This is a genomic window from Nocardia yamanashiensis NBRC 100130 (genome assembly GCF_001613325.1).
Lineage (GTDB): Bacteria > Actinomycetota > Actinomycetes > Mycobacteriales > Mycobacteriaceae > Nocardia > Nocardia yamanashiensis.
On record NZ_BDCD01000002.1, the window covers coordinates 44004 to 67079 of the forward strand.

The following is a 23076-nucleotide window of genomic DNA, read 5'->3' on the forward strand; positions in this document are numbered from 1 at the left end:
ATTCCGCGCACCCAATGTCTTTCCTGCGGAAGGCCGAAAAGAATACCTATTGGTATTCGAAAGGTGGCACGGAATGACAGTGCGGGCGTTGCGGGCCGCATGAAAAACTCGCTGTCGCACCCTCGGTTCCGCCGGTAGCATTCCGGGTGTGAACACGTCCGCGCACACCGTCATGATGCCCCGCACCCGGGGCCACTGACGCTGCGCGACAACCGTTTCGAGGCCCTGACCACCGGGGCCTCGATTCGTGTTCGGGGTCGGAGCCCCCGCCATGTCCATGGAGGATCCGATGACCGTCTACCTCACCACCACGCTGCCGTTCGTCAACGCGCGCCCGCACCTGGGGTTCGTACTCGAGCTGGTACAGGCCGATGTGCTCGCGCGGTATCTGCGCGGGCGCGGCGCCGCGGTGCGGCTGCACACCGGGACCGATGACAATTCGCTCAAGAACGTGCTCGCGGCCGAGACCGCCGGAGTCGGAGTGCGCGAGTTCGTGGACGCCAACGCGGCGGCGTTCACCGCACTCGCGCAACCACTTTCGCTGTCGATCGACTCGGTGATCCGCACCAGCGCCGATCCGCGCCATCGTCCGGGGGTGGAGCAGCTGTGGCGGGCCGGAGCGGCGGCGGGCGACCTGTACCGGCGGCATTACGAGGGGCTGTATTGCGTGGGGTGCGAACAGTTCTATACGCCCGGGGAACTGGTGGACGGGCGATGTCCCGACCACGGCACCGCACCGCAGCCGGTGGCGGAGAACAACTGGTTCTTCCGGTTGTCGCGATACCAGGACGAAGTGCGGCGGGTGCTGACCGACGGCACGGTACGGATCGAACCGATCGAGCGGCGCAACGAGATCCTCGCGTTTCTCGACGCTGGGCTGGAAGACCTTTCGATCTCGCGGTCGGTGGCGCGGGCGCGGGGATGGGGAATTCCGGTGCCCGGGGATGCGACGCAGGTGGTCTACGTATGGTGGGACGCGCTCGCCAACTACATCACCGCGCTCGGGTACGGGACCGACGAGACAGAGCTGCAGCGCTGGTGGATCGGCGCGGATCGGCGAATCCATCTGGTGGGCAAGGGGGTACTGCGATTCCACGCCGTGTACTGGCTCGCGGCGCTGCTATCGGCCGGCCTGCCGCTGCCCACCGAGATCCTGGTGCACGACTACCTCACCCTGGACGGCAAGAAGATCAGCAAGTCGACCGGGAACGTCATCGATCCGCTGGATCTGGTTGAGAAGTACGGTGTCGATGCGGTGCGCTGGTGGTTGCTGCGGGAACCGCCGCGGCTCGGTGACGCCGACTTCACCGAGGCGCGGCTGGTACATCGTGCCGACGACGAGCTGGCCAACGGACTCGGAAATCTGTTGAACCGCACTGTGAGTCTCGTTCATCGCAAGCTGGACGGCAGGGCGCCGAGCACGAATTCTCTTGGGCCGCAGTCCGAGAAGCTTTACGAGGCGCTCGCCGCAGCGGATGCCCGGATCGAATCAGCGCTGGGTGACTACGATTTCCGGGCGGCGACCGAGGCGGTACGGGCAATCGTGGCGGCGGCCAACCGGTACGTCAATGACATCCGCCCATGGGAATTCGATGCGGGGCACCCCGATCTGGAGGCGGTGCTGGCCACGCTCTGGGAGTCGTGCCGGGCCATCGCCGGTCATCTGACGCCGTTCCTACCCGATCTCGCCGCGCGCGTCACCGCCCAGTGCACGCCCACCCCGACCGGCCGAGTGCCATTGCCCCGGCCGGTGCAGCGCAGGCTCGGCGCGGCCTAAGTGCGCTGCGGCACCTCACCGTTCGCCGCCGCCGCTTCGGGTTTGAGTGCGGGCAGCAGGGATTCGCGGGCCATCGAGGTGAGGGTGCCGGCCTGCTGGATGATCTCGGCCAGCGCCGAGGTCACGCCCTGCGCGCCGTTGAGCACGGTGAACTGGCCCACGTGCTCGAACGGTTTCGCCGCGGCCGCCACGATTTCGGGAAGATGCTCCGCGACCTGCTGGGCGATCACCGCCTCCTGGTTCTTGCTCATCGCCTCCGCCCGCTGCTGGATGCCCGCGGCTTCGGCTGCCATCCGGGCGCGGACCGCCTCGGCTTCGGCCAGGCCCCGTGCCTGGATGGCATCGGCTTCGGCCTGCCCGGTCAGCCGGGTCGCCTCGGCCTGGGCGGCGGCGCGCAACTTGATCGCCTCGGCCTCGGCTTGTGCCTGCAACTTCGTCTGCGCCGCGGCGGCTTCGGCGCGCAACCGGGTTTCCTGCGCATCCGCCTCGGCCTGACTGATCCGGGCATCGCGTCCGGCGGTGGCGAGCGTGGTCTGCCGATAGGCTTCGGCATCCGCCGGTTTGCGGATCTCCACCTGGAGCTGCTGTTCCCGTTGTTGCGCCTCGAGTTGCGCGACCCGGGTCGCCACCTCCACCACGGCCTGCCGCGCGGTGGCCTCGGCCAGTGGCCCCTGCTGCTGCGATTCCTTGGTGGCCCGATCCACCTCGGCCTGATATCCGGCCTTCTTGATCTGGGTGTCGCGGACCGACAGCGCGATCTGTGCCTGCGCGGTCTGCTCCTGTTCTATCGCCGCCCGCTCGGCATTGGCGCGGGCGATCCGCGCGTGCTGCTCCACCTGTGCCTGGTGCGGAATCGCCAGATTCGCAATGTAATTCGACTCGCTGGCGATCGACTGGATCTGGAACGAGTCGATCACCAGCCCGAACGATTCCATCTCCTGCGAGCACCGATCCCGCACCTGCTCGGAGAACTTGTCCTGATCGCTGATCATGTCCTCCACGGTCATCGATCCCGCGATCGCCCGCAGATGCCCGATGAACACGTTCTGCACCTTGGTCTCCAGCTCGTCGGCCGGCCGATCCAGGAACCGCCGCGCCGCATTGGCGATCGACGGATAGTCGTCCCCGACCTTGTACATGACGACGCCGGTGAGCGCGAGATTGATCTTCTGGCAACTCACGCACGGCACCACGATCTGAGATTCGTGCGCTTCCAAGGAGATCCGCCGCACCTTGGTCAGCCCGGGCGCGACCAGGCAACCCCGCCCGGTGACGATCCGGAACCCCATGCTCTCACCCGACCCGCCCGGCCCCGTACCGGCCCGGAACCCCGAAATGATCAGCGCCTCATCGGGTTCGGCGACTCGCCAGGACAGACGGAACAGCACCACGAGCAATACGACTGCGACACACGCCAACCCGACCGCGACATAGACCAGGGCGTCCACGATGTACCTTCATTCCAAAAGAGCGACTTCAACGGTGCGACCGCCCAGACTCCCGATGACGAGCACCTGAGCGTGCTTGGGAATCGTCGTTTCACCGTCCGCGGCCCGCGCCAGGAACCGCTCGGTCCCCGCCCGCACCTCGATCAGAACCTCCCCGAGGCGTCCAGGCTTGATAGCAGCCGTGACTCGCGCATACTTGCCGATCACATCCGCCGCCATGAACCTCACCCCCGAGCTGCCGGTGCCCGACCAGATCACGCTAGTCCCGGCCCGATTCGCTGAGTCTTTTCTTTACGAAAATCATACGGCCGCCGCGCTTGTCGGTCCCTTCGCTTACCCTCGGCTCGTGACGGACAGTTTCATGGTGGCGGCTCGAATCGCTATGAGCCGGGACGGATTCGAGGAGTGGCTCGATACGCCGATTCCAGGGGTGGAGGTCGTCGGGAATCCCGGCGCGGTGTTCGACGGGTGGTTCTGGGATGGGAAAGCGTCGGATTCGGCGTGGGGGCGGGCCGAGACGGGGGTGACGCCTCGGGAGTTCTTTCGGAAGCGGCGGGAGATTGGGCGTGGGGGCGTGCCGATGGTGACCGTGCTGGTTCATCGAGACGAGGCGTTGCACGTGTACCTGTTCGATATCGGATATATCGAATCGGACGTGTTCACCGCGTTTCTTGCGCTGGCCGGGGCCGGTCGATTCAAAACGGCTGGTGCGGCGGATATCGCGCTCTTCTGGGCCGAGACCAGTGGCGGGTTGTGCGGGGCGGACTGGGACGGATGGCTGGCGGCGCTCGAGGTCGGCCGGGAGTCGGCGCGGTTCGTGCACGGCGTGGATCTGGGGTCCACCATCGAGGGCCTGCGGGTCGGGGAGTCTCTGTTCTACGAGCAGTTGGAGCGCGGGCTCGCCGGGGAAGAACGCTTCGACTGGGAAACCGTGACGTCCTAGGCTCGGGTGGTGCCGAAACTGCTGCTGATCCATCACACGCCGTCGCCGTTCACGCAGGCGATGTTCGAGGCCGTGGTCTCCGGCGCGACCGACCCGGAGATCGAAGGAGTGGAGCTGGTCCGCCGCGCCGCCCTGGCGGTCACCCCGACCGACGTGCTGGAAGCCGACGGATATCTCCTGGGCACCCCCGCCAACCTCGGATACATGAGCGGCGCCCTGAAACACGCCTTCGACGTCATCTATTACCCGTGCCTCGATTCGACGCGCGGCCGCCCGTTCGGGCTCTACATCCACGGCAACGAAGGCACCGAGGGAGCGGAAAAGGGCGTCACGTCCATTACGACGGGTCTGGGGTGGGTGAAAGCGGCCGACTACGTGACGGTTTCGGGGAAACCGGGCAAGGACGATATCCAGGCCTGCTGGGAATTGGGTGCGACGGTCGCCGCCCAGCTCATGGCGTGAACTTCGCGTGCCGTGACCACGCCGGACGCTCGACGCCCTGAATTCTGGTGGCTGACAGATCGGGGGCGATCACCGGCATACTGCTTGGCAAGTGATTCGTGGGAGTGTGGGAAGAGGTGACGGCCGCCGTGCTGGGGCAAGAGTCGGGGATTCGTCGTATCGGGCTGGTCGAGGACCACGAGTCGGTTGCCATCGGGTTGAGTGCGATGCTCGCGCCCGAGGCCGATCTGGAGTTGGTCACCACCGCGGGGACGGTGGCGGAATTGCTGGCCGCTGCCCCGCGGCTGGATTTGGTGGTGCTGGATCTGCGGCTCGCGGACGGGTCCTCGCCGGAAGACAATGTGCGGGCGCTGCGGGCGCGGGGGATCGAGGTGCTGGTGTTCACCGGGGCCGATAATCCGTTCATGGTGCGGGCCGCGGCCCGGGCGGGCGTGCTGGGTGTGGTGCGCAAGTCCGAGGACGCCAAGACCGTGGTCAGTGCGGTGCGGCGGGCCGCGGGCGGGGAGCAGGTGGTGACCACCGACTGGGCGGCCGCCATCGACGGCGATCCGCAATTGTCGAATGTGGGGTTGAGTCCGCGGCAGCAGCAGGTGCTGCAGTTGTACGCGTCGGGGGAGAAGGCTTCGCGGGTGGCCCGGATGACGGGACTGTCCGAGCAGACGGTCAATGATTATCTGGGCCGGATCCGGCAGAAGTACGCCGATGCCGGACGGCCGGCGCCGACCAAGACCGATCTGTACAAGCGTGCGGTCGAGGACGGGTGGCTGCCCGTTCCCGAGCGGCATCCGCGCGCATGACCGCATCGGGCACTCTCGACTCCGCGCCCGCCCGGCGCGCACTGCCCGCCATGTCCCAGTTCGTGCAGCGGGTGACCGGCGGCCTGACCGTGGCCGACGATCCCGCCACCGCCGCCTACGACCGGATCATGCGGCGGCTCGGGATTTCCGTCGGCATCGCCGGAATCCTGGTGTGCTGCTTCGAATTACCGGAGATCGCCGAACAGGGCCGGCTGGCCTCGCCCTGGTGGGCGGTGGTCTCGACGGCGCTGGCCTTCGGCTGGTATCCGATCATCGCGGTGGTGTCGGCATTCGCCGGATCCCGGTATGTGCGAGTGGTGTCCGGTTGCGCCGCCGTGAGTTTCCTCGGCGCGCTCGCGACCATTCCGTTCGCCCTGGACCCGCACAGCGTCGATGCCACCACGGTGTGGCCGTACCGGGTGACCGCGCTGGCGGTGGCCGCGGCGGTGCTGGCCTGGCCGACCCGGCTCTCGATCACCTATCTGCTGGTGACCACCGGGTCCGCGGCGCTGTCCACCGTCTACACCGTCGCGCACGTGACGCCGCTGCTGGTGGCCGAGAACTTCCTGCGCGCAGCGGGATTGGCGGCGCTGTTCGTCTGGTGCGGCACCGCCGCGACCGGGGCCGCGGCGCGGGTGGACCGGGAATCCGCCATCGCCAGCCGGCGCGCCGCCGCCGCTGCCGCCGCGCAGGCCCGCGACCGCGAGCACGCCCGCTTCGCCGCGCTCATTCACGACGCCGTGCTCTCCACCCTGCTCGAAGCCTCCCGCGCGGGCGCGCAATCCGATGTGCTGCGCCGCCAATCCGAGCGCACCCTGGAACAACTCGACGAATACAGCACCGAACGCGATCCGGATCTGCTCGACGCCCGCTCGGCGGTGCTGTTCCTGCGCACCGCCGTACACGAGGTCAATCCGAGCATTCGCTTCGCCACCCGCACCTGGCCGGGCTACGACGACCTGCGCATGCCGGTGCACGCCGCCAGCACCATCGCCGCCGCGCTCAGCGAAGCCGTGCGCAACAGCCTGCGGCACGCGCACGTCACCGGGCGTGAAGTGCGGCGCACCGTCACCACCACGGTGTCGGCGGGCAGCATCCGGATCGTATTCAACGACGACGGTGCGGGATTCGACCTGGCGGCCGTCTCGGCGGACCGGCTCGGGGTGTCCATGAGCATTCTCGGGCGCATGCGGCAGCTGGCCGGCGGTTCCGGATTCGTGGAATCCGCGCCCGGTGAGGGCACCACGGTGACCCTGGTGTGGGGTGGCGATGGCTCCCGCTGACGTGCGCGTACCGGAACTGGATCCCCGGTTCGGGCTGCGCGATCTGCTCGGCCTGCGCGGGCGGGCCGCCTGGCTGTTCCTGGTGATCCTGCAGGCCACCATCGTCCTGTATATGGTCCGCAATTTCGGGGAGTCGCCGACCTGGGCGGCGCTGCTCGGCACCCTGCTCATGCTGGGCGCGGCCGCGCTGCTGCTGGTGGTGCCGGTGGATCCGCTGCCGCTGCCCATCGCGGTGTTCACCGCGGCCGCACCGCCCGTGGCCACTGCCCTGACCACCATGTTGCCGGTGCATCCGCACGGGCAGCAGTCGGTGTGGTCGGCGTTCGCGTCGTCCTATGTGTTCGCGGTGCTGGTGCTGCGCGGGCGGGTGCGCACCGCATGGGTCGGCGTGATCGCCACCGCGGGCGTGCTGCTGCTGGCCGGGCTGGGCGACAATCTCGAATCCAGAACCATTGTGGGATCGCTGATTCCGGTCGGCACGGTCACCGCCATCACCGTGTTCGCGGCGGTCATGCGGCCCATGCAGCGTTCACTGCGGCTGCTGCGCGAGGACGCCATGCTGCGCGCCGCCGCCGAGGCGACCATGGCCGCCGCCGACAACGAACGCACCCGGCAGCTGTCCCGGCTGGACCGGGTGGCGCGGCCGATCCTGGAACGCATCGCCGAGGGCGCGGAACTGTCCGCGGTCGAACGCGAGGAATGCCGGTTGCTGGAAGCCGAACTCCGCGACGGGCTGCGCGCGCCGCAACTCGTCACCGACGAGCTCAGCGGTGCGGCGCGGGGTGCGCGGTCGCGCGGCGTGGAGGTCGTGCTGCTCGACGACGGCGGCTTCGGCGGCGTGCCGGAATGGGTGCGCAAGCGGGTGATCGACGCCGCCACAAGGGAATTGGACGCGGCGAATTCGGGATCGATCACCGTCCGCGTGCTGCCGCTCGGCCGTCGCGTGCTGGCGACGGTGCTGGCCGACACGCCCGACAACGATCACCGCACCGAGATCGACACCGACGGTCGCGTCACCGTCATCGACTGACGGTCTTCACTCGCCGCCGCTCGGCTTGTCCCAGTTGTTCGGCCGGTCCCAGCGCGGGCCGTTGGCGCGCTTCATCTGATCGCGGAGCGCGCCTTGGACGGCGGCGCCGAGCCAGGAGTTGAGGCTCTGCCCGGACTGGGCGGCCGCTTCCTCGGCGCGGGATTTGATCTGCTCGACCAGACGCAGGGTGACGCGGCTGATATCGCCGGTCATCTCCTCGAAGGTGGGTTGCTGGGGCTCCTCCTCGCCGGGGGTCTTGCGCACATCCACGTGCGCGTCGGTGCCGTCGACCGAGACGTGCACGGTGCGGTCGGGGAGCGTGGCGTTGACTTCGGCGGCCAGGTCCGACAGCGCGGCCAGCAGCACCAGGCGGGTGGAATGTTCGGTCGCGGCGGCCAGCGCGGCGGCGGTGGCTTGGGTTTTCTCGTCACCGAGCGCGGCCGCGGCAATCAGATTCTCGCGCAGCTGGGCGGTGTACTTGTCGAGGTTCATGACACCAGTGTGCTGTCATTTCTGACGTCATACAAGGAGAAGATTGGCGTCATCAGCAGGCGCGTCGCGCGAATCACCGTCGCCGAGGGCACGGTTCGGGTATAACGGTGCAAAAGTCGTTCCGGTGACGCTGTAGCCTTCTGACTATGACGAACGGTGAATCGACGCGAATCGAGCTGCACGCGTCCGGCACAGTAGGTGTCGCGATGGTGACCCCCTTTACCGCCGAAGGCAAGCTCGACGTCGATGCCGGTGTCGCCCTCGCTGCCCGTCTGATCGACGGCGGCGTCGACCTGCTCGCCGTCTCCGGCACCACCGGCGAGTCGCCCACCACCACCGAGTCCGAGAAGTTCGACCTGCTGCGCGCCGTCGTCGACGCCGTCGGGGACCGCGCCACCGTCATCGCGGGCGCCGGCACCTACGACACCGCCCACAGCATCGAGCTCGCCCGCAACGCGCAGCGCGCCGGTGCGCACGGTTTGCTCGTCGTCACCCCGTACTACTCGCGGCCCACCCAGGACGGGTTGCTCGCGCACTTCACCGCCATCGCGGACGCGACCGACCTGCCGGTCACCCTCTACGACATTCCGCCGCGTTCGGTGGTGGCCATCGCCCCGGACACCATTCGCAAGCTCGCCGAGCACCCGCGCATCGTCGCGGTCAAGGACGCCAAGGGCGACCTGAACGCCGGCGCGGAACTCATCGCCGAAACCGGGCTCGCCTTCTACTCCGGTGACGATGTGCTCAACCTGCCTTGGCTGTCGGTCGGCGCGACCGGATTCATCTCCGTCATCGGTCATCTCGTGCCGGATCGGCTGCGCGCGCTCGTCACCGCCTACCAGGCCGGCGACGTGGTGCGTGCGCGTGAGATCAATGCCAGCATGATTCCGCTCAACCGGGTTATGTCCCGTCTGGGAGGTGTCGCTATGACCAAGGGCGCACTGCGTCTGCTCGGCGTCGAGACCGGCGAACCCCGCCTGCCACAAGTGATGCCGACGCCCGATCAACTCGACGAACTCGCGGTGGACCTCCGCGCTGCGGGGGTGCTTGCATGAGCGACCCGGTAGCCCGCCGTCCCCGTCGTACCGCCTCCCGCGCCGCGGGTGCGCCCGCACCGGCTCCCGAGCCGCCCGCCACCCCGGTGACGCCGCCGGAATCCAGACCCGTCGAAGCGCCCGCCGAGGCGCCGGCCACCAAGGCGGAACCGGCTGCGCCGCAGTCGGGTTCGAGCCGCACCGCGCGCGGCGACCGGCGCAACGGCACGATCGGCGGCCGGGGCGGCCGCGCCGCCGCGGCCCAGGCCGAGGAAGCGCCCGCGCGTCAGGACGAGTCCCGTTCGCGTCAGGACGATTCCGGCGCCGGCCGTCCGCGCCAGGACCGCAATCGCCGTGGTGGCGGTGGTGGCCGCGGCCGGCAGGGCCAGCAGGACGCTCCGATCCGCCGCGATCCGCACGCCATGGGCACCCCGCCCGCCGCGCCCAAGGGCGGGCTGCGGGTCTTCGCGCTCGGCGGCATCGGCGAAATCGGCCGCAATATGACCGTTTTCGAATACGGCGGCAAGCTGCTGATCATCGACTGCGGCGTGCTGTTCCCCGAGGATCAGCAGCCCGGCGTCGACCTGATCCTGCCGGACTTCGGGCCCATCGAGGACCGCATGGACGATGTCGCGGCCGTCATCCTCACCCACGGGCACGAGGATCACATCGGCGCGGTGCCGTTCCTGCTGCGCCTACGCCGGGACATCCCGGTCGTCGGCGCCAAGTTCACCCTCGCGCTGGTCGCGGCCAAGTGCCGGGAACATCGCCTGCAGCCCAAGCTGATCGAGGTCGTGGAGGGGCAGCGCACCCAGCACGGGCCGTTCGACTGCGAGTACTTCGCGGTCAACCACTCCATCCCGGATGCGATCGCGGTGGCGATTCGCACGCCCGCCGGCATCGCGCTGCACACCGGCGACATCAAGCTGGATCAGCTGCCGCTCGATGGCCGGCTCACCGACCTGGCCGGGTTCTCCCGCCTGGGCGACGAGGGCGTGGACCTGTTCCTGGTGGACTCCACCAATGCCGAGGTGCCGGGCTTCGTGACGCCGGAACGCGAGATCGGCCCGGTGCTGGACAGCGTGATCGGCAAGGCCAAGGGCCGGGTCATCGTGGCGTCCTTCGCCTCCCATGTGCACCGGATCCAGCAGGTGGTGGATGTGGCCATGCGCTACGACCGCCGCATCTGCTTCGTCGGGCGGTCCATGGTGCGCAATATGCAGATCGCGCAGGACCTCGGCTACCTGAACATTCCGGACGGCCTGGAGGTCGATCTGGATCAGGCCGCGAACCTGCCGGTGCACAAGCTGGTGCTGATCTCGACCGGGTCGCAGGGCGAGCCGCTCTCGGCGCTGTCGCGGATGGCGCGCGGCGACCATCGCCAGATCAATATTCGCGAAGACGATCTGGTGGTGCTGGCCTCCTCGCTCATCCCGGGCAATGAGAACGCGGTGTTCACCGTGGTCAACGGGCTGGCGCGGCTGGGCGCGACCGTGGTGACGCAGGCCAGCGCGAAAGTCCATGTGTCCGGGCATGCTTCGGCCGGTGAGCTGCTGTACCTGTACAACGCGGTGCGGCCGACCAATGCCATGCCGGTGCACGGTGAATGGCGGCATCTGCGGGCCAATGGCGCGCTCGCGGTGGCGACCGGCGTGCCCGAGGAGCGAGTGGTGCTGGCGGAGAACGGCGTCGTGGTCGATCTCGTCGACGGCATCGCGACCATTACCGGGCGGATGCCGGTCGGGCAGGTCTACGTCGACGGCCTGTCCGTCGGTGACGTCGGCGAGTCCACCCTCTCGGATCGCCTGGTGCTCGGTGAGGGCGGGTTCATCTCCATCACCGTCGCGGTCGACTCCTCCACCGGAAAGGCCGTCAGCACACCGGAAGTCCACGGTCGCGGTTTCTCCGACGATCCGGACGCCCTGTCCTCGGCCCAGCAGCTGGTCGAATCCGAACTGCACCGCCTGGCCACCGAGGGCGTCAGCGACACCCACCGCATAGCCCAGAGCGTGCGCCGCGTGGTGGGCCGCTGGGTCGCGGAAACCTACCGCCGCCGCCCGATGATCATTCCGACGGTGATCGGCGTCTGAGGTAAAGCAGAAGAGGGGCCCCGCAGCAGTAGCTGCGGGGCCCTCGGCGGTAAGGGGTGGGGAAGGGCGCCCCGCCGAATGGTTGCCAGGCGACCTGCGTGTCATCCCGCCGTTTCGGGCGTTGCGCCCTCCCCCCCCCCACACACACAAGCGCCCCGCGGCATCAGCCGCGGGGCGCTCCGTGTCTCTTACTACCTCAGTCCTGGCAGGCTGCCGAGTCGAGCTTGGCGGTCTTGACGATGCTGCAGGCGTAGTTGTGGTCGATCTTCCAGTCGGTGCCGGACGCCACGAAGGTGACCTTGGCGTCGTCGACATTGCTGCCGTCCATGGTGACCTTGGCCTTGGCGACGAGTTTGCCGTCGGAGGGTTCGCCGACCTCGGTGATCTCGATCTTGACCTTGTTCGCCTTGGCGGCGTCGACGAGTTTGACGGCCAGGTTGGGATCCAGGTCCACGTTTTCGATCATGGCGGCCTTGGACTTGGCGTCGACAGACGGATCGAAGGCCTTGGTGATCTTGTCGTTCAGTTCCTGCACGGTGGGCTTGGGCAGGTTGGGCACCGTGGTGGTGGTCGGCGCCTCGCCCTCGGCGTTCTCACCCCCGCCGCTCTCGAACTGGGCGGCGGCGGACGAGGTTGCGGCGGACTTGCCGGACTCGGCCTCGCTGGTGCTACAGGCGACCAGGCCGAAGGCGGAGGCCGCCAGTGCGAGCGCGGCGGTGGCGCGGAAAACGGTGTGCTTCAACGAATTTCTCCCCGTGATTTCGGAATGCCCGGCCTAGACCGCGTGGTTGGACGTGCACGCCCATTTGACGATGGTGGCGTCATTGCCCCGGTTCGCGGCCACCGCCGCGGACCGCGCCGCGCGCACGTTCGCCGCGGCCCCGCCCGTGTACTGGCGGGCGGACCGGGAGTAGGCGACGGCGCCGCACCCGTTGGACCACGACGCGAGCGTCTTGCAGTCGCTGGGACCGCAGGTCGACTGGGAATTGCTGCGCGCCTGCCCCATGGACGAGTAGTCCAGGCTGGTCCCGATATTGCCGGTCGACGGCGAGACCGAGATCGCGCCGAAATAGACCGGAGCCGCGCCGGCGGAGCCCGCGCTGACCAAAAGTGAACCGGCGGTCGCGGCGATGGCGACCGCGCCGGTGACGAACTTCTTCAAGATATTGCCCTTCATGTACACACGATCCACGACCCGATGGACCGACTGATCAAGCTACCGATATGAATTGGCCGATGCCAATTCGAAACGGCGCTCGTAGAAGAGGTTTTCGCCATCCTTGCCCGGATATGCTTATCCCCCTTCCGATTTCATGATCGGAGCGCCGGCTTGTCGTTCATGGGGTCATTGGCTTAACGGCGACTGATCCGGGGCATTTCCATTCGGAAGCAGGCGCTTCGAAACCCGTGCTGTGCACCGCCGGCGGTGTCCGATTAGGGTGACCTTTATGAGCATGGCGCAACGGGAACGGCAAGCCCTGGTGCAGGCGATGGCCGCCACCGGTCCGGACGCCCCCACCCTGTGCGGTGAGTGGACGACTCGCGACCTGGCCGCCCACCTGATCGTGCGTGAACGCCGCCCCGATGCCTCGGCCGGCATCCTGGTCAAACCCCTCGCCTCCTACCTGGACGGCGTGCAGCAGCGGGTCGCCCGGCGTCCCTACCCGCAGCTGCTGGAAGTGGTGAGCAGCGGCCCGCCCTGGTACCTGCGCCCGGTGGACGCCCTGCTGAACACCACCGAGATGTTCGTGCACCACGAGGACGTGCGCCGCGGCGCGCCCGGCTGGGAGCCGCGCGAACTGCCCGCCGCCGACGAGGCCCAGCTCTGGAAGATCCTGAAGGGCTTGGCGCGCATGGCATATCGCAAATCGCCGGTTACCGTCGAGCTGGCCACCCCCGCCGGTGACCGCACCGTCGCGCACCGGGCGGGCGACCGCACCGTGGTGCTGACCGGCCCGCCGTCGGAGCTGCTGCTGCACGCCTTCGGCCGCAACGAGGTCCGTTTGACCGCCGCCGGTGATCCGGCCGACGTCGACATCGTGCACGCGCTGGACCGCAGCGTCTGACCGTCCACCAGGCGGGATCGGATTCCCAATCCGGTTGGCGGCGCGAACACCGATCATGAAACGATCACGCGACGAACGGTAACTTTCGTGATCGGCAGGAAGCCCGTGCTGTGATGAGGTGGTCGCAATGTCTTGGCAACTGACGGTTCTCGGACCGGTCGAGTTGAGGTGTGCCGGCGCGCCGACCGCGCCCATGCCGCCCAAGCAGCAGGCCGCCCTGGTCATGCTGGCGTGCGGGCGCGGGCGCACCGTGTCGGTGGAGGAACTGGTCGACGGCATCTGGGGCGCGGACCGGCCGTCCTCGGCGGTGGGCGCCCTGCGCAACTACGCGTGGGCGCTGCGCAAACAGCTCGCCGTGCGGCCCGGCACCCTCGAATTGACCTCGGAGACGCGCGGATACCGGCTCTCCGGTCCCGTCGAACTCGATATCGACCGGGTCGAGAGCCTGCGCGCCGAAGTCGAACACACCCGCGCCGCAGGACATCTCGAACATTCCGAGGCCGCGATCCGCGCCGCCCTCGACCTCTGGCGCGGCGACCCGCTGACCGGCGTGCCCGGCCCCTGGGCCGCCACCGAGCGCGCCCGCCTCCGCCGCCTGCGCCTCAGCCTGGAAGAGGACCTCCTCGAAATCGCCGTCCGCCGCGGCGACTACTCACGCGCCATCGCCGACCTGACCGCCCTGATCGCCGCCGACCCGCACAGCGAACGCCTGCGCGGCCTCCTGATGACCGCCCTGTACCGAGCCGGGCGGCGCACCGAAGCCCTAGAGGAATACCAGCGCATCCGCCGCCTCCTGGTGTCGGAGCAAGGCATCGAACCCGGTCCGGTCCTCCTGGAACTGCACCGCCAGATCCTGGCCGACGAACTCCCCGCCACCGATACCGCCCCGCCGACGGCGAGCGCCCCCAAACCCGCGCAATTGCCCCCGGACGCAGCCGATTTCACCGGCCGCCAAGATATGGTCCGCGAACTCTGCGCACTCCTGACCGCCAGCCCTACCGCACCGACCACCGCGCCTGCCTCGGAACCGACTGCCGCGCTCGGGGTTGCGCCCGCGCCGGAGTCCGAGGCCGCGTCGCTCACGCGGCCTGCTGCTACGTCCGGAGTTGCGCCTGCACCGGCTTCTGACGCTCCGTTGGCCACGGGGCTGACTGTCGCGCCCGGAGTTGCGCCCGCGTCGGTGGCCGGCGCCGCGTCGGTCACGGGGCCTGCCGCCACGTCTGCGGGCGTGACGGCGTCTACCGTCACTTCTGCCACGGCGTCGGTCCGCATCACCGAGACCGCACCCGCGGCTGAGCCCATCGCCGGTGACGGGCGCGGGTGGCGGGACGACCGGGGCGGGCAGGCCGGTGCGCCGCCGATCGTTGCCATCTCAGGGATGGGGGGCGTCGGGAAGACCACGTTGGCTTTGCATGTGGCGCACCGGGTTCGGGACCACTATGGCGACGGGCAGCTTTATGTGGATCTGCAGGGCGCGGGGGAGGAGCCTGCTGATCCTGAGCACGTGTTGGGGGCGTTTCTGCGGGCGCTCGGGGTGCCGCAGCGGGAGGTGCCGGGGGGTGTAGCCGAGCGGGCTGCGTTGTTCCGGTCTGCGATGAGCGGGCGGCGGATGCTGATTCTGCTCGATAATGCCGCTGATGCGGCGCAGGTGGTGCCGTTGTTGCCGGGGGAGCCGGGGTGCGCGGTGCTGGTTACCGCGCGGCGGCCGCTCACTGCGTTGCCGGGGGTGCGGACGGCTGCGCTCAAGGTGCTCGATATTGCCGAGGGGGTGGAGCTTTTCACTCGGATCGTCGGATCGGATCGGGTGGCGGGTGAGCCGGAGGCGGCGCGGCGGATTGTGGAGTTGTGTGGGCTGTTGCCGATGGCGGTGCGGATCGTGGCGGCGCGGGTGGCGGCGCGGCCGCGGTGGACGTTGATTTCCGAGGCGGATCGGCTGGCCGCGGATCGGCATGATCTGGATCGGTTCCGGGTGGGGGATCTGGCGCTGACCGCGGCGTTCCGGGCGGGGTATGCGCAGTTGCCCGGGGAGGCGGCGCGGGCGTTCCGGTTGCTGGCCATGGCGGATCTGCCGGATCTGTCGCTGGCGGCGACTTCGGCGGTGCTCGATACCACCGAGCCGATGGCCGAGGATCTGTGCGAGGAGCTGGTGGATCGCGGCATGCTCGAGAGCGTGGGGCGCGGGCGGTATCACTATCACGATCTGATGCGGCTTTTCGCGCTCGGGCATCGCGCCGACGCGGGGGTGGATGTGACCGCGCGGCTGCTGGACTACTACCTGGCCACCATGAAAACCGTGCTGCGCGTGCGGCATCCGGGGCTGCGGCTGGCGCTCGCGCCGACCGGGCATCCGGGAACCCGGGCGGTCGGTCTGGATGCCACCTGTGATTTCCTGCACGTGGAACGCCGCAATCTGATCGCGCTGTACCGCCTCGCCGCCGCGGGCGAACCGCATCACCGCACGCTCGCCGCCGATCTCGCGCTGGCGGTGGGGGAGACCATGCTGGCCGGAGACTCCACGGTCGATATCGAGAAGGCCCTGGAAGAACTCATCCACGCCGCCGAACTCGACGGCAATGTGGTTGCGGCGCAGCGGGCCCGCCTGGCCCTGGTTTTCGCCCTGGTCGCCGAACTCGGTGAACCGCAGCGCGCGGACGCCCACGTGCAGCGGCTCCTCACGGAGGTGAACCCGGACGCCGAACCCTGGGTCGCGGGCTGTTCACACCTGTTCGCCGGTGTGATCGCGCTGCACCAGCACGATCCCAACCGCGCCGCCACCCATTCCGCCGCCGCCCTCGGCCTCTACCGCGCCGGCGCCAGCCCCGAATGCGTGCGCGTCGCGTATTCCTTCCTCGCCCAGGCGTATTCGGCCGCCGGCCGCAATCGCGATTCCCTGGCCGCCGCCGCCCGCGCGGTGGTCGGCGACAGTCACCCCGGCACCCGCCGCAATGTCATGTGGGCGCTCACCGAAGCCGCCTGGGTGATGAGCAGCGAAGGCGAAGCCGAACTCGGCACCCATCTGTTCGATCTGGCCCTGCACGCCGCCCAGCGCGCCGGCAGCAGCCGTTTCGAATCCACCATCCACACCCGCGCTGCCCTCGCCCACCTCAGCGCCGGCCGCCTCTCCCAAGCCGCCGAACAGGCCGAACGCGCCGAAGCCACCCGCGATTCCGGCCGCATCGACCACCTGCACACCTACAACATGCTGGTCCGCTACACCGCCCTGCGCAGCCTCGGCCGCAATGTCGATGCCGCCGAATGCTATCGAGCCGCCACCAGCGAAATCCCCGACTTCGACGCCGCCCTCACCCGCTGGACGGCCATGGCCCGCAAGCCCGAACGCGCCCCGCGCCTCCCCGCCGTCCACTGACTCACCCGCCCGGTCACAGGCCGAAAGGTCATTGTTTTCGGGCTGGGGGTGTGGCCGGTTCGACAATGTCTGGAATGGGTGGGTCGTGTGTTGCGGATGGTCCGTATGGGGCGGTTGCGGCTAGCCTGGACCGCATGGCAGGTAAGGCCCGCGGCACCGCAACGTCACGTTCGCGCGGGGGATCGGCGCGGGGGCAGGCTCCGGCACGGTCCCAGGCGCGGGCTCCGCGCACGCCCGCGAAGGCTCCGGCGCGTAAGCGCGCTCCGGCAGCGGGGAGGTCCGCGGCGGCGCGGCGGCCGGCGCCGCGACGGCAGTCGAACACCGCGCCATTGGCGGTGGTGCGGCGGGGCGTGAGCAGCGGATGGAACATGCTGGCGCGCGGGCTGGGGGCGAGTACGCGAGCGGTGAGCCGGGCGGGGGAGATCGAGCACGGGCATCGGCGGGACGGGATCGCGCTGGGGCTGGTGGCTTTCGCGGTGGTGATCGCGGCGGCGGTGTGGTTCGCGGCGGGCGGTCCGGTCGGCGGCTGGGTCGATACCGTGGTGCGGTGGGTGGCCGGATCCGCTTCGGCGGGGCTGCCTTTCGTTGCGGTGACCATCGCGGTGATCCTCATGCGCACCGAACCGCAGCCCGAGATCCGGCCCCGGTTGATTCTGGGCGGCCTGCTCATGGGCCTGCCGGTCCTGGGACTCTGGCATCTGGCGGCCGGCGCGCCCACCGATTCGCACGGCCGCGCGCACGCGGCCGGATTCGCCGGCTACGTGATCGGCGGTCCGTTGCGGGACGGTCTGAGCGGCTGGCTGGCCGTGCCATTGCTGCTGCTGGCCATCGGTTTCGGCATTCTGCTGGTCACCGGCACCACGGTGCGCGAGGTGCCCGAGCGGCTGCGCGAGATCTTCGGCACGGGCGCGGGCGGCGACGAATACGAACGCTATTCGGACGAACCGGGCCTCTACGATCCCGCCAACTACGACGCGGACGGCTTCCCGCTGCACCGCCCCGAGGTGCGCCGGCGCGGGCGCACCCCGAAGGAGAACTATCCGCCGGACGAGTTCGGCGGTTCCGACGCGGCCACCGAGGTCATCGGCGAACCGCCTTTGCAGGACGCCAAATCCATTGCCAAGGAGACCGCTCCGGAACCGGAGCAGCCGAAACCCAAGCCCCGCAAGGCCCCCAAGGTCATCGACCAGACCCCGCCGCCGCCGGAACCGCAGCAGCTGGAGTTCGTCACCGAACGCGAGGTGGAGGGCGACTACCATCTGCCCCCGCTGACCCTGCTCACCGACGGCGATCCGCCCAAGAAGCGCAGCGCGGCGAACGAATCGATGATCGAGGCCATCACCGAGGTGCTGGTGCAGTTCAAGATCGACGCCGCGGTCACCGGTTTCGTGCGCGGCCCGACCGTCACCCGCTACGAGGTCGAACTGGGCCCCGGCGTCAAGGTCGAGAAGATCACCGCCCTGGCCCGCAATATCGCCTATGCCGTGGCCACCGAGAACGTCCGCCTGCTGGCCCCCATCCCCGGCAAGTCCGCGGTGGGCATCGAGGTCCCGAACTCCGATCGCGAACTGGTGCGCCTGGCCGACGTGCTCAAGGCCCCGTCGACCCGGAACGACCATCACCCCTTGGTGATCGGCCTGGGCAAGAACATCGAGGGCGAGTTCGTCTGCGCCAACCTGGCCAAGATGCCGCACCTGCTGGTGGCGGGCTCCACCGGTTCCGGTAAGTCGAGTTTCGTGAACTCCATGCTGGTTTCGCTGCTGCAGCGCGCGACGCCGGACGAGGTGCGCATGATCCTCATCGACCCCAAGATGGTGGAACTCACCCCGTACGAAGGCATTCCGCACCTGATCACCCCCATCATCACCCAGCCCAAGAAGGCCGCTGCCGCGCTGGCCTGGCTGGTGGAGGAGATGGAACAGCGGTACATGGACATGCAGGCCAACAAGGTCCGCCATATCGACGACTTCAACCGCAAGGTCAAGTCGGGGCAGATCACCGCGCCGCTGGGCAGTGAACGGGTGTACAAGCCGTACCCGTACATCCTGGCCATCGTCGACGAGCTCGCCGACCTCATGATGACCGCGCCGCGCGACGTCGAGGACGCCATCGTCCGCATCACCCAGAAGGCCCGTGCGGCAGGCATTCACCTGGTGCTGGCCACCCAGCGCCCGTCGGTGGACGTGGTCACCGGTCTGATCAAGACCAATGTGCCGTCCCGCCTGGCCTTCGCGACCTCGTCGCTGACCGACTCGCGAGTCATTCTCGATCAGCCCGGCGCGGAGAAGCTGATCGGTATGGGCGACGGCCTGTTCCTGCCCATGGGCGCGAACAAGCCGACCCGTCTGCAGGGCGCGTTCATCTCCGACGAGGAAATCCACGCCATCGTGGAATTCACCAAGGATCAGAAGGAACCCGACTATCAGGAGGGCGTCACCGCCGCCAAGGCCGGGGAGAAGAAGGACGTCGACCCGGATATCGGCGACGACCTGGACCTGCTGCTGCAGGCCACCGAACTGGTCGTCACCTCCCAGTTCGGCTCCACCTCCATGCTGCAGCGCAAGCTGCGGGTCGGCTTCGCCAAGGCGGGCCGCCTGATGGATCTGATGGAGACCCGCGGCGTGGTGGGCCCGAGCGAAGGCTCCAAGGCCCGCGATGTGCTCATCAAACCCGATGAGCTGGACGGGGTTTTGTGGTCGATCCGCGGCGGCGGCGAACCGTCCGCCGCGGACGACGAGGACTGACGCCTCAGTCCTCCAGCGCGAGCGCCTGCCGGATGCTGATGCGGCCCTGGGTCTGCATCAGCGAACGGCGGTAGATCTTCTCGGCGAGCACCACGGTGCCGTAGGTCGCGGCGGCCATGACGGCCAGGGCGAGCAACGGCTCCCACCAGGCGGCGGTACCGGCGGCCAGGCGGCTGGGCATGGCCACCACCGAGACGATCGGCACATACGACGCGATGGTCAAGGCCGTGCCGGACAGGAAGATGCCGGCGAACAGCACCGCCATCAGGAACATGGTCAACGGCGTCGAGGTGGCCTGCAGATCCTCGTTGCGGGTGGCCACCGCGCCCGCCACCGCCCACAGGCTGGCCAGGGCGAGGAAGCCGACGACGAAGAACACCACGAACCAGCCCGCGGCCCCGCCCACCTGGCGGATCTGATCGGCCTTGCCGGTGGCGGCGAGTCCGGCCAGGCCCGCGGCGACGAACAGCAGCAGCTGCCCGAACGCCATCACCGCATTGCCGATGACCTTGCCGACCAGCAACTGCCGCAGCGGAATCGCGCTGGCCAGGATTTCCACGATGCGGTTCTGCTTCTCCTCGACCACGCTCTGCGCGATGGACAGGCCGAACAGGATCGAGGCCAGATAGAACAGGAAACCGAAGACCAGCGTCGCGATCTTGGCGACCCCGGCGTCCACCGAATCCGGTTCGAGCACCGTGTAATTGACTTCCGCGCCCTGTGAGAGCTGTTCCAGCGAGATGCCGGCGGCCGCGGCATTGCGCTGCACCGCGAGTTGACCGGCGGCGGCGCTCACGTACGTGTTCACCGTGTCGTTCTCGCCGGTCTTGCCCAGCAGCTGCCAGCCGTTCGACGCCCCGGGCATCAGTCCGGCGTCGGCGTCGCCGTCCCGCACCTGCTGTTCGACGGCGGCCGCATCGCCGAGCTGGTGGATGGCGAAAGCGGTCTTGGCGTCGGCCTTGTCGGCCAGTTTGCCCGCCAGCTCGACCACCTGCACCGCGCCCGGCCCGGTGACGGCGATGTCCACGGTCTCGGTGCGGCCGCTGACGAACGCGCTGACCACCAGTGAGGCGATGAGCAGCAGCATGGTGATGCCGGTGGAGATGAGGAAGTTGCGGTCGCGCAGCTTGACCAGGATTTCGCGCCGGGCCACGATGCGCCAGACGCCGCGCGCGGTTGCCGTGTCGTTCATGCCGTCACCTCGCGGTAGATGTCGGACACCGAGGGTCGCACTTCGGCCAGCTCCCTGATCGATCCGAAAGTCATTGCCTTGGAGAGGAGTTCGTCGGTGGTGGCGCCGGTCAGCTCCAGCAGCGCGGTGTGGTCGGCGAGCTCGAGCACCTCGACGCCGTCGAACGCGCGCAGCCATTCCAGGTCGCCGTCCAGGCGCAACCGATAGCGTTGCGGCCCGCCCGCGGTCAGTTCGGCCGCCGATCCGGCCGCCACCACCCGCCCCTGGGCGAGGATGACCAGCTGATCGCACAGCCGTTCCACCAGATCCAGCTGATGGGAGGAGAACAGGATCGGCACGCCCTGGGCCGCGAACTCTTTCAGCAGCGAGGCCATCGAGTCGACCGCGCCGGGGTCCAGGCCGGAGAACGGTTCGTCGAGGATCAGCAGTTCGGGCCGGGCCATCACCGCGGCGGCGATCTGCACGCGCTGTTGATTGCCCAGCGACAGCGATTCCAGTTTGTCCTTGCCGCGCGCCCCGAGATCGAATCGGTCCAGGAGTTCCTGCGCGCGCTGCTTGGCCGCTTCGGCGCTCATCCCGCGCAAGCGCGCCAGATACACCAGCTGATCGGCGACCGGCTGCTTCGGGTACAGCCCGCGTTCCTCGGGCATGTACCCGAACCGCCGCCGATCCGCGATGGTCACCGGCCGTCCGGCCCAGCGCACCTCCCCGCCGTGCACGGCCAGCACCCCCATGATCATCCGCATGGTGGTGGTCTTGCCGGCGCCGTTGCCGCCCACGAACCCGGTCAGCGCGCCGTCCGGCACCGTGAACGACACATCGTCCACCGCCGTCTTCGCACCGAACCTGCGCACCAGATGCGCGACTTCCAGCATCGAACCTCCCCTAGCATGGGCAATCCGAACCCCATCTTGCCCCAGTACCGGTCATTTGCCCGGGAGGCGACGGCGAGATCGGAGGGCACAATGAGGCATGGCCGCAATACGTTTCGCACGCTGGGCAATGCTGGCCGGGCTGCTCGCCGCCTCCGCGTGCTCGTCGTCGGCGGAGACGCCGCCGGTCCCGTCGTCAGCCGAGCTGGGCGCGCGTTTCACCCTCGGCCCCGACGCCCCGGTCCGCCTGGACGAGGATCGCCTGACCTTGCGTTTGGCCGGGGTCCCCTCGGACAGCCGCTGCCCGGTGGACGTCGATTGCGTCTGGGCGGGTGAGGCCACCGTCGTCGTGACCGCCACGGTCGCGAATGCCGACACCCGGCTCGAACTTCACAGTCCCGCCAACGCCACCCCGGATGCCTCGGTCGGCGACTACCAGGTGCGATTGCTCGCCCTGCATCCCGAGCCGCGGTCCAAGCAGCCGGTCGCGCAATCGGAATATCGGGTGGACCTGATCGTCACCCGGGGCTGATTGCTGGCTAGGCTCACCTCATGCAGATCGCAACCGACAAAGTCGTCTCCATCGACTACACGCTGACCAGCGACGATGACGAGGTGCTCGACACTTCGGTGGGCGAGGCCCCGCTGGTCTACCTGCACGGCGCGGAGAACATCGTCCCCGGTCTGGAACAGGCCCTGGAGGGCAAGTCCGCCGGTGACGAGCTCGAGGTCGTCATCGAACCGGAGGACGGCTACGGCGAATACCTGGCCGAACTGGTCAGCACCGTGGATCGCGACATGTTCGAGGGGGTCGACGAGCTGGAGCCCGGGATGGAATTCCATGCCGAGGCCCCGGACGGCGAATCGCAGATCGTCACCGTGGTGCAGGTGGACGGCGACGAGGTCACCATCGACGCCAACCATCCGCTGGCCGGCCAGCGCCTGCATTTCAAGGTGAAGGTCGTCGAGATCCGCGACGCCAGCGAGGACGAGCTCGCCCACGGCCACCCGCACGGCGAGGACGACCACGATCACTGAGCGGTGATCACCGAGCGGTGATCATCGAAGAACGGTATGCCCGGGAAGAATCGAACTTCCAGTCTCCTCGTTCGTAGCGAGGCGCTCTGTCCATTGAGCCACGGGCATTCGAACCCCGCGCGGATGTCGGCTTTGACATCTACTCGGCACTGAGGTGCGCGGGGTTGTCGGGGGTGTCGGTTTCCCTGGGGGAGGAATGGCGTTCACACGCGCGATGGCCGGTCGTGCCGGGTGAATTTCGCCTGCGGTAAAGGTGATCCGGCGTCCGCCGAAACCTTCAGAAAACGTTCCGTACGCCGACGCGGAGGCGGCGGACGATATCGAACGGGAGCTGTACGAGCTCGGTCACTGGGCCACCTTTCCTGTTCGTCGGGGGAGGCGTGGAAATCACGGTAGCAGCGGCTTCCACAGCGGTAAAACGAATTTCGCAGCCCCGCGTAT

The 23076-nt window shown here is 68.7% G+C and carries 20 protein-coding genes and 1 tRNA gene; 13 read left to right on the forward strand and 8 right to left on the reverse strand.

Annotation, left to right across the window (positions count from 1 at the left end; translation table 11 throughout):
- Positions 1–271 precede the first annotated feature (271 nt).
- Positions 272–1777: a methionine--tRNA ligase gene (locus NY1_RS00285; protein ID WP_218028270.1), complete on the forward strand. Its 1506-nt coding sequence runs from the start codon at positions 272–274 to the stop codon at positions 1775–1777.
- On the opposite strand, the gene NY1_RS00290 is transcribed toward NY1_RS00285, so the two are convergent.
- Both NY1_RS00290 and NY1_RS00295 read right to left on the reverse strand, forming a co-directional pair.
- A complete protein-coding gene (locus NY1_RS00290) occupies positions 1774–3225 on the reverse strand; it encodes a flotillin family protein (protein WP_067706421.1) in 1452 nt (483 codons plus the stop codon). The genes NY1_RS00285 and NY1_RS00290 overlap by 4 nt on opposite strands.
- Positions 3226–3234: 9 nt before the next feature.
- Complete coding sequence (locus NY1_RS00295; protein ID WP_218028271.1) at positions 3235–3444, reverse strand: NfeD C-terminal domain-containing protein; 210 nt, start codon at positions 3442–3444, stop codon at positions 3235–3237.
- 127 nt (positions 3445–3571) lie between these two features.
- Between NY1_RS00295 and NY1_RS00300 the strand changes: the two genes are divergently transcribed.
- The 5 genes from NY1_RS00300 (at position 3572) to NY1_RS00320 (ending at position 7740) form a co-directional block, all read left to right on the forward strand.
- Positions 3572–4168, forward strand: a complete 597-nt coding sequence (locus NY1_RS00300; RefSeq protein WP_157575162.1) for a hypothetical protein — start codon at positions 3572–3574, stop codon at positions 4166–4168.
- Between the two features lie 60 nt (positions 4169–4228).
- Positions 4229–4630 carry a flavodoxin family protein gene (locus tag NY1_RS00305; protein ID WP_067707711.1) on the forward strand — a complete coding sequence of 134 codons (402 nt, stop codon included), beginning with the start codon at positions 4229–4231 and terminating at the stop codon, positions 4628–4630.
- A gap of 98 nt (positions 4631–4728) precedes the next feature.
- Positions 4729–5427, forward strand: a complete 699-nt coding sequence (locus NY1_RS00310) for a response regulator transcription factor (protein WP_233434149.1) — start codon at positions 4729–4731, stop codon at positions 5425–5427.
- The gene (locus NY1_RS00315) at positions 5424–6710 is read left to right on the forward strand and encodes a sensor histidine kinase (RefSeq protein WP_067706427.1); all 1287 of its coding nucleotides are present in this window, start codon (positions 5424–5426) and stop codon (positions 6708–6710) included. The genes NY1_RS00310 and NY1_RS00315 overlap by 4 nt, the downstream gene beginning before the upstream one ends.
- Positions 6697–7740 carry a DUF8320 family protein gene (locus tag NY1_RS00320; RefSeq protein ID WP_067706430.1) on the forward strand — a complete coding sequence of 348 codons (1044 nt, stop codon included), beginning with the start codon at positions 6697–6699 and terminating at the stop codon, positions 7738–7740. Before NY1_RS00315 ends, NY1_RS00320 begins: the two co-directional genes overlap by 14 nt.
- A 6-nt stretch (positions 7741–7746) precedes the next feature.
- Here NY1_RS00320 and NY1_RS00325 read toward each other — a convergent pair whose 3' ends face one another.
- Entirely contained in the window at positions 7747–8232 is a 486-nt protein-coding gene (locus tag NY1_RS00325) for a hypothetical protein (RefSeq protein ID WP_067706433.1), read from the reverse strand.
- Between the two features lie 146 nt (positions 8233–8378).
- On the opposite strand from NY1_RS00325, the gene dapA reads away from it, so the two are divergent.
- Entirely contained in the window at positions 8379–9287 is a 909-nt protein-coding gene (gene dapA, locus NY1_RS00330; protein ID WP_067706436.1) for a 4-hydroxy-tetrahydrodipicolinate synthase, read from the forward strand.
- A complete protein-coding gene (locus NY1_RS00335; protein ID WP_067706439.1) occupies positions 9284–11356 on the forward strand; it encodes a ribonuclease J in 2073 nt (690 codons plus the stop codon). Before dapA ends, NY1_RS00335 begins: the two co-directional genes overlap by 4 nt.
- A gap of 196 nt (positions 11357–11552) precedes the next feature.
- On the opposite strand, the gene NY1_RS00340 is transcribed toward NY1_RS00335, so the two are convergent.
- Together NY1_RS00340 and NY1_RS00345 are read right to left on the reverse strand one after the other, a co-directional pair.
- Positions 11553–12098 carry a WKL family lipoprotein gene (locus NY1_RS00340; protein ID WP_067706443.1) on the reverse strand — a complete coding sequence of 182 codons (546 nt, stop codon included), beginning with the start codon at positions 12096–12098 and terminating at the stop codon, positions 11553–11555.
- A gap of 33 nt (positions 12099–12131) precedes the next feature.
- On the reverse strand, positions 12132–12533 hold the full coding sequence (locus tag NY1_RS00345; RefSeq protein ID WP_157575164.1) for a DUF4189 domain-containing protein: 402 nt from the start codon (positions 12531–12533) through the stop codon (positions 12132–12134).
- 271 nt (positions 12534–12804) lie between these two features.
- On the opposite strand from NY1_RS00345, the gene NY1_RS00350 reads away from it, so the two are divergent.
- The 3 genes from NY1_RS00350 to NY1_RS00360 all read left to right on the forward strand — a co-directional run bounded on the left by NY1_RS00350 (position 12805) and on the right by NY1_RS00360 (position 19533).
- Positions 12805–13422: a TIGR03085 family metal-binding protein gene (locus tag NY1_RS00350; protein ID WP_067706449.1), complete on the forward strand. Its 618-nt coding sequence runs from the start codon at positions 12805–12807 to the stop codon at positions 13420–13422.
- A 127-nt stretch (positions 13423–13549) separates the two neighbouring features.
- On the forward strand, positions 13550–16789 hold the full coding sequence (locus NY1_RS00355) for an AfsR/SARP family transcriptional regulator (protein ID WP_084534483.1): 3240 nt from the start codon (positions 13550–13552) through the stop codon (positions 16787–16789).
- 134 nt (positions 16790–16923) lie between these two features.
- Complete coding sequence (locus NY1_RS00360; RefSeq protein WP_067706455.1) at positions 16924–19533, forward strand: DNA translocase FtsK; 2610 nt, start codon at positions 16924–16926, stop codon at positions 19531–19533.
- Positions 19534–19537: 4 nt separating this feature from the next.
- Here the strand turns inward: NY1_RS00360 and NY1_RS00365 are convergent, their stop codons facing one another.
- Complete coding sequence (locus NY1_RS00365; RefSeq protein ID WP_067706458.1) at positions 19538–20725, reverse strand: ABC transporter permease; 1188 nt, start codon at positions 20723–20725, stop codon at positions 19538–19540.
- Positions 20722–21600 (reverse strand): ABC transporter ATP-binding protein, encoded by an 879-nt coding sequence (locus tag NY1_RS00370; protein WP_067706461.1) that lies wholly within the window; start codon positions 21598–21600, stop codon positions 20722–20724. Before NY1_RS00370 ends, NY1_RS00365 begins: the two co-directional genes overlap by 4 nt.
- 97 nt (positions 21601–21697) lie before the next feature.
- Here NY1_RS00370 and NY1_RS00375 point away from each other — a divergent pair, with 97 nt between their 5' ends.
- Positions 21698–22129: a hypothetical protein gene (locus NY1_RS00375; protein WP_157575165.1), complete on the forward strand. Its 432-nt coding sequence runs from the start codon at positions 21698–21700 to the stop codon at positions 22127–22129.
- Positions 22130–22149: 20 nt separating this feature from the next.
- Complete coding sequence (locus NY1_RS00380; protein WP_067706467.1) at positions 22150–22635, forward strand: FKBP-type peptidyl-prolyl cis-trans isomerase; 486 nt, start codon at positions 22150–22152, stop codon at positions 22633–22635.
- Between the two features lie 35 nt (positions 22636–22670).
- Here the strand turns inward: NY1_RS00380 and NY1_RS00385 are convergent.
- A tRNA-Arg gene (locus tag NY1_RS00385) sits at positions 22671–22743 on the reverse strand.
- Positions 22744–23076: the final 333 nt, after the last annotated feature.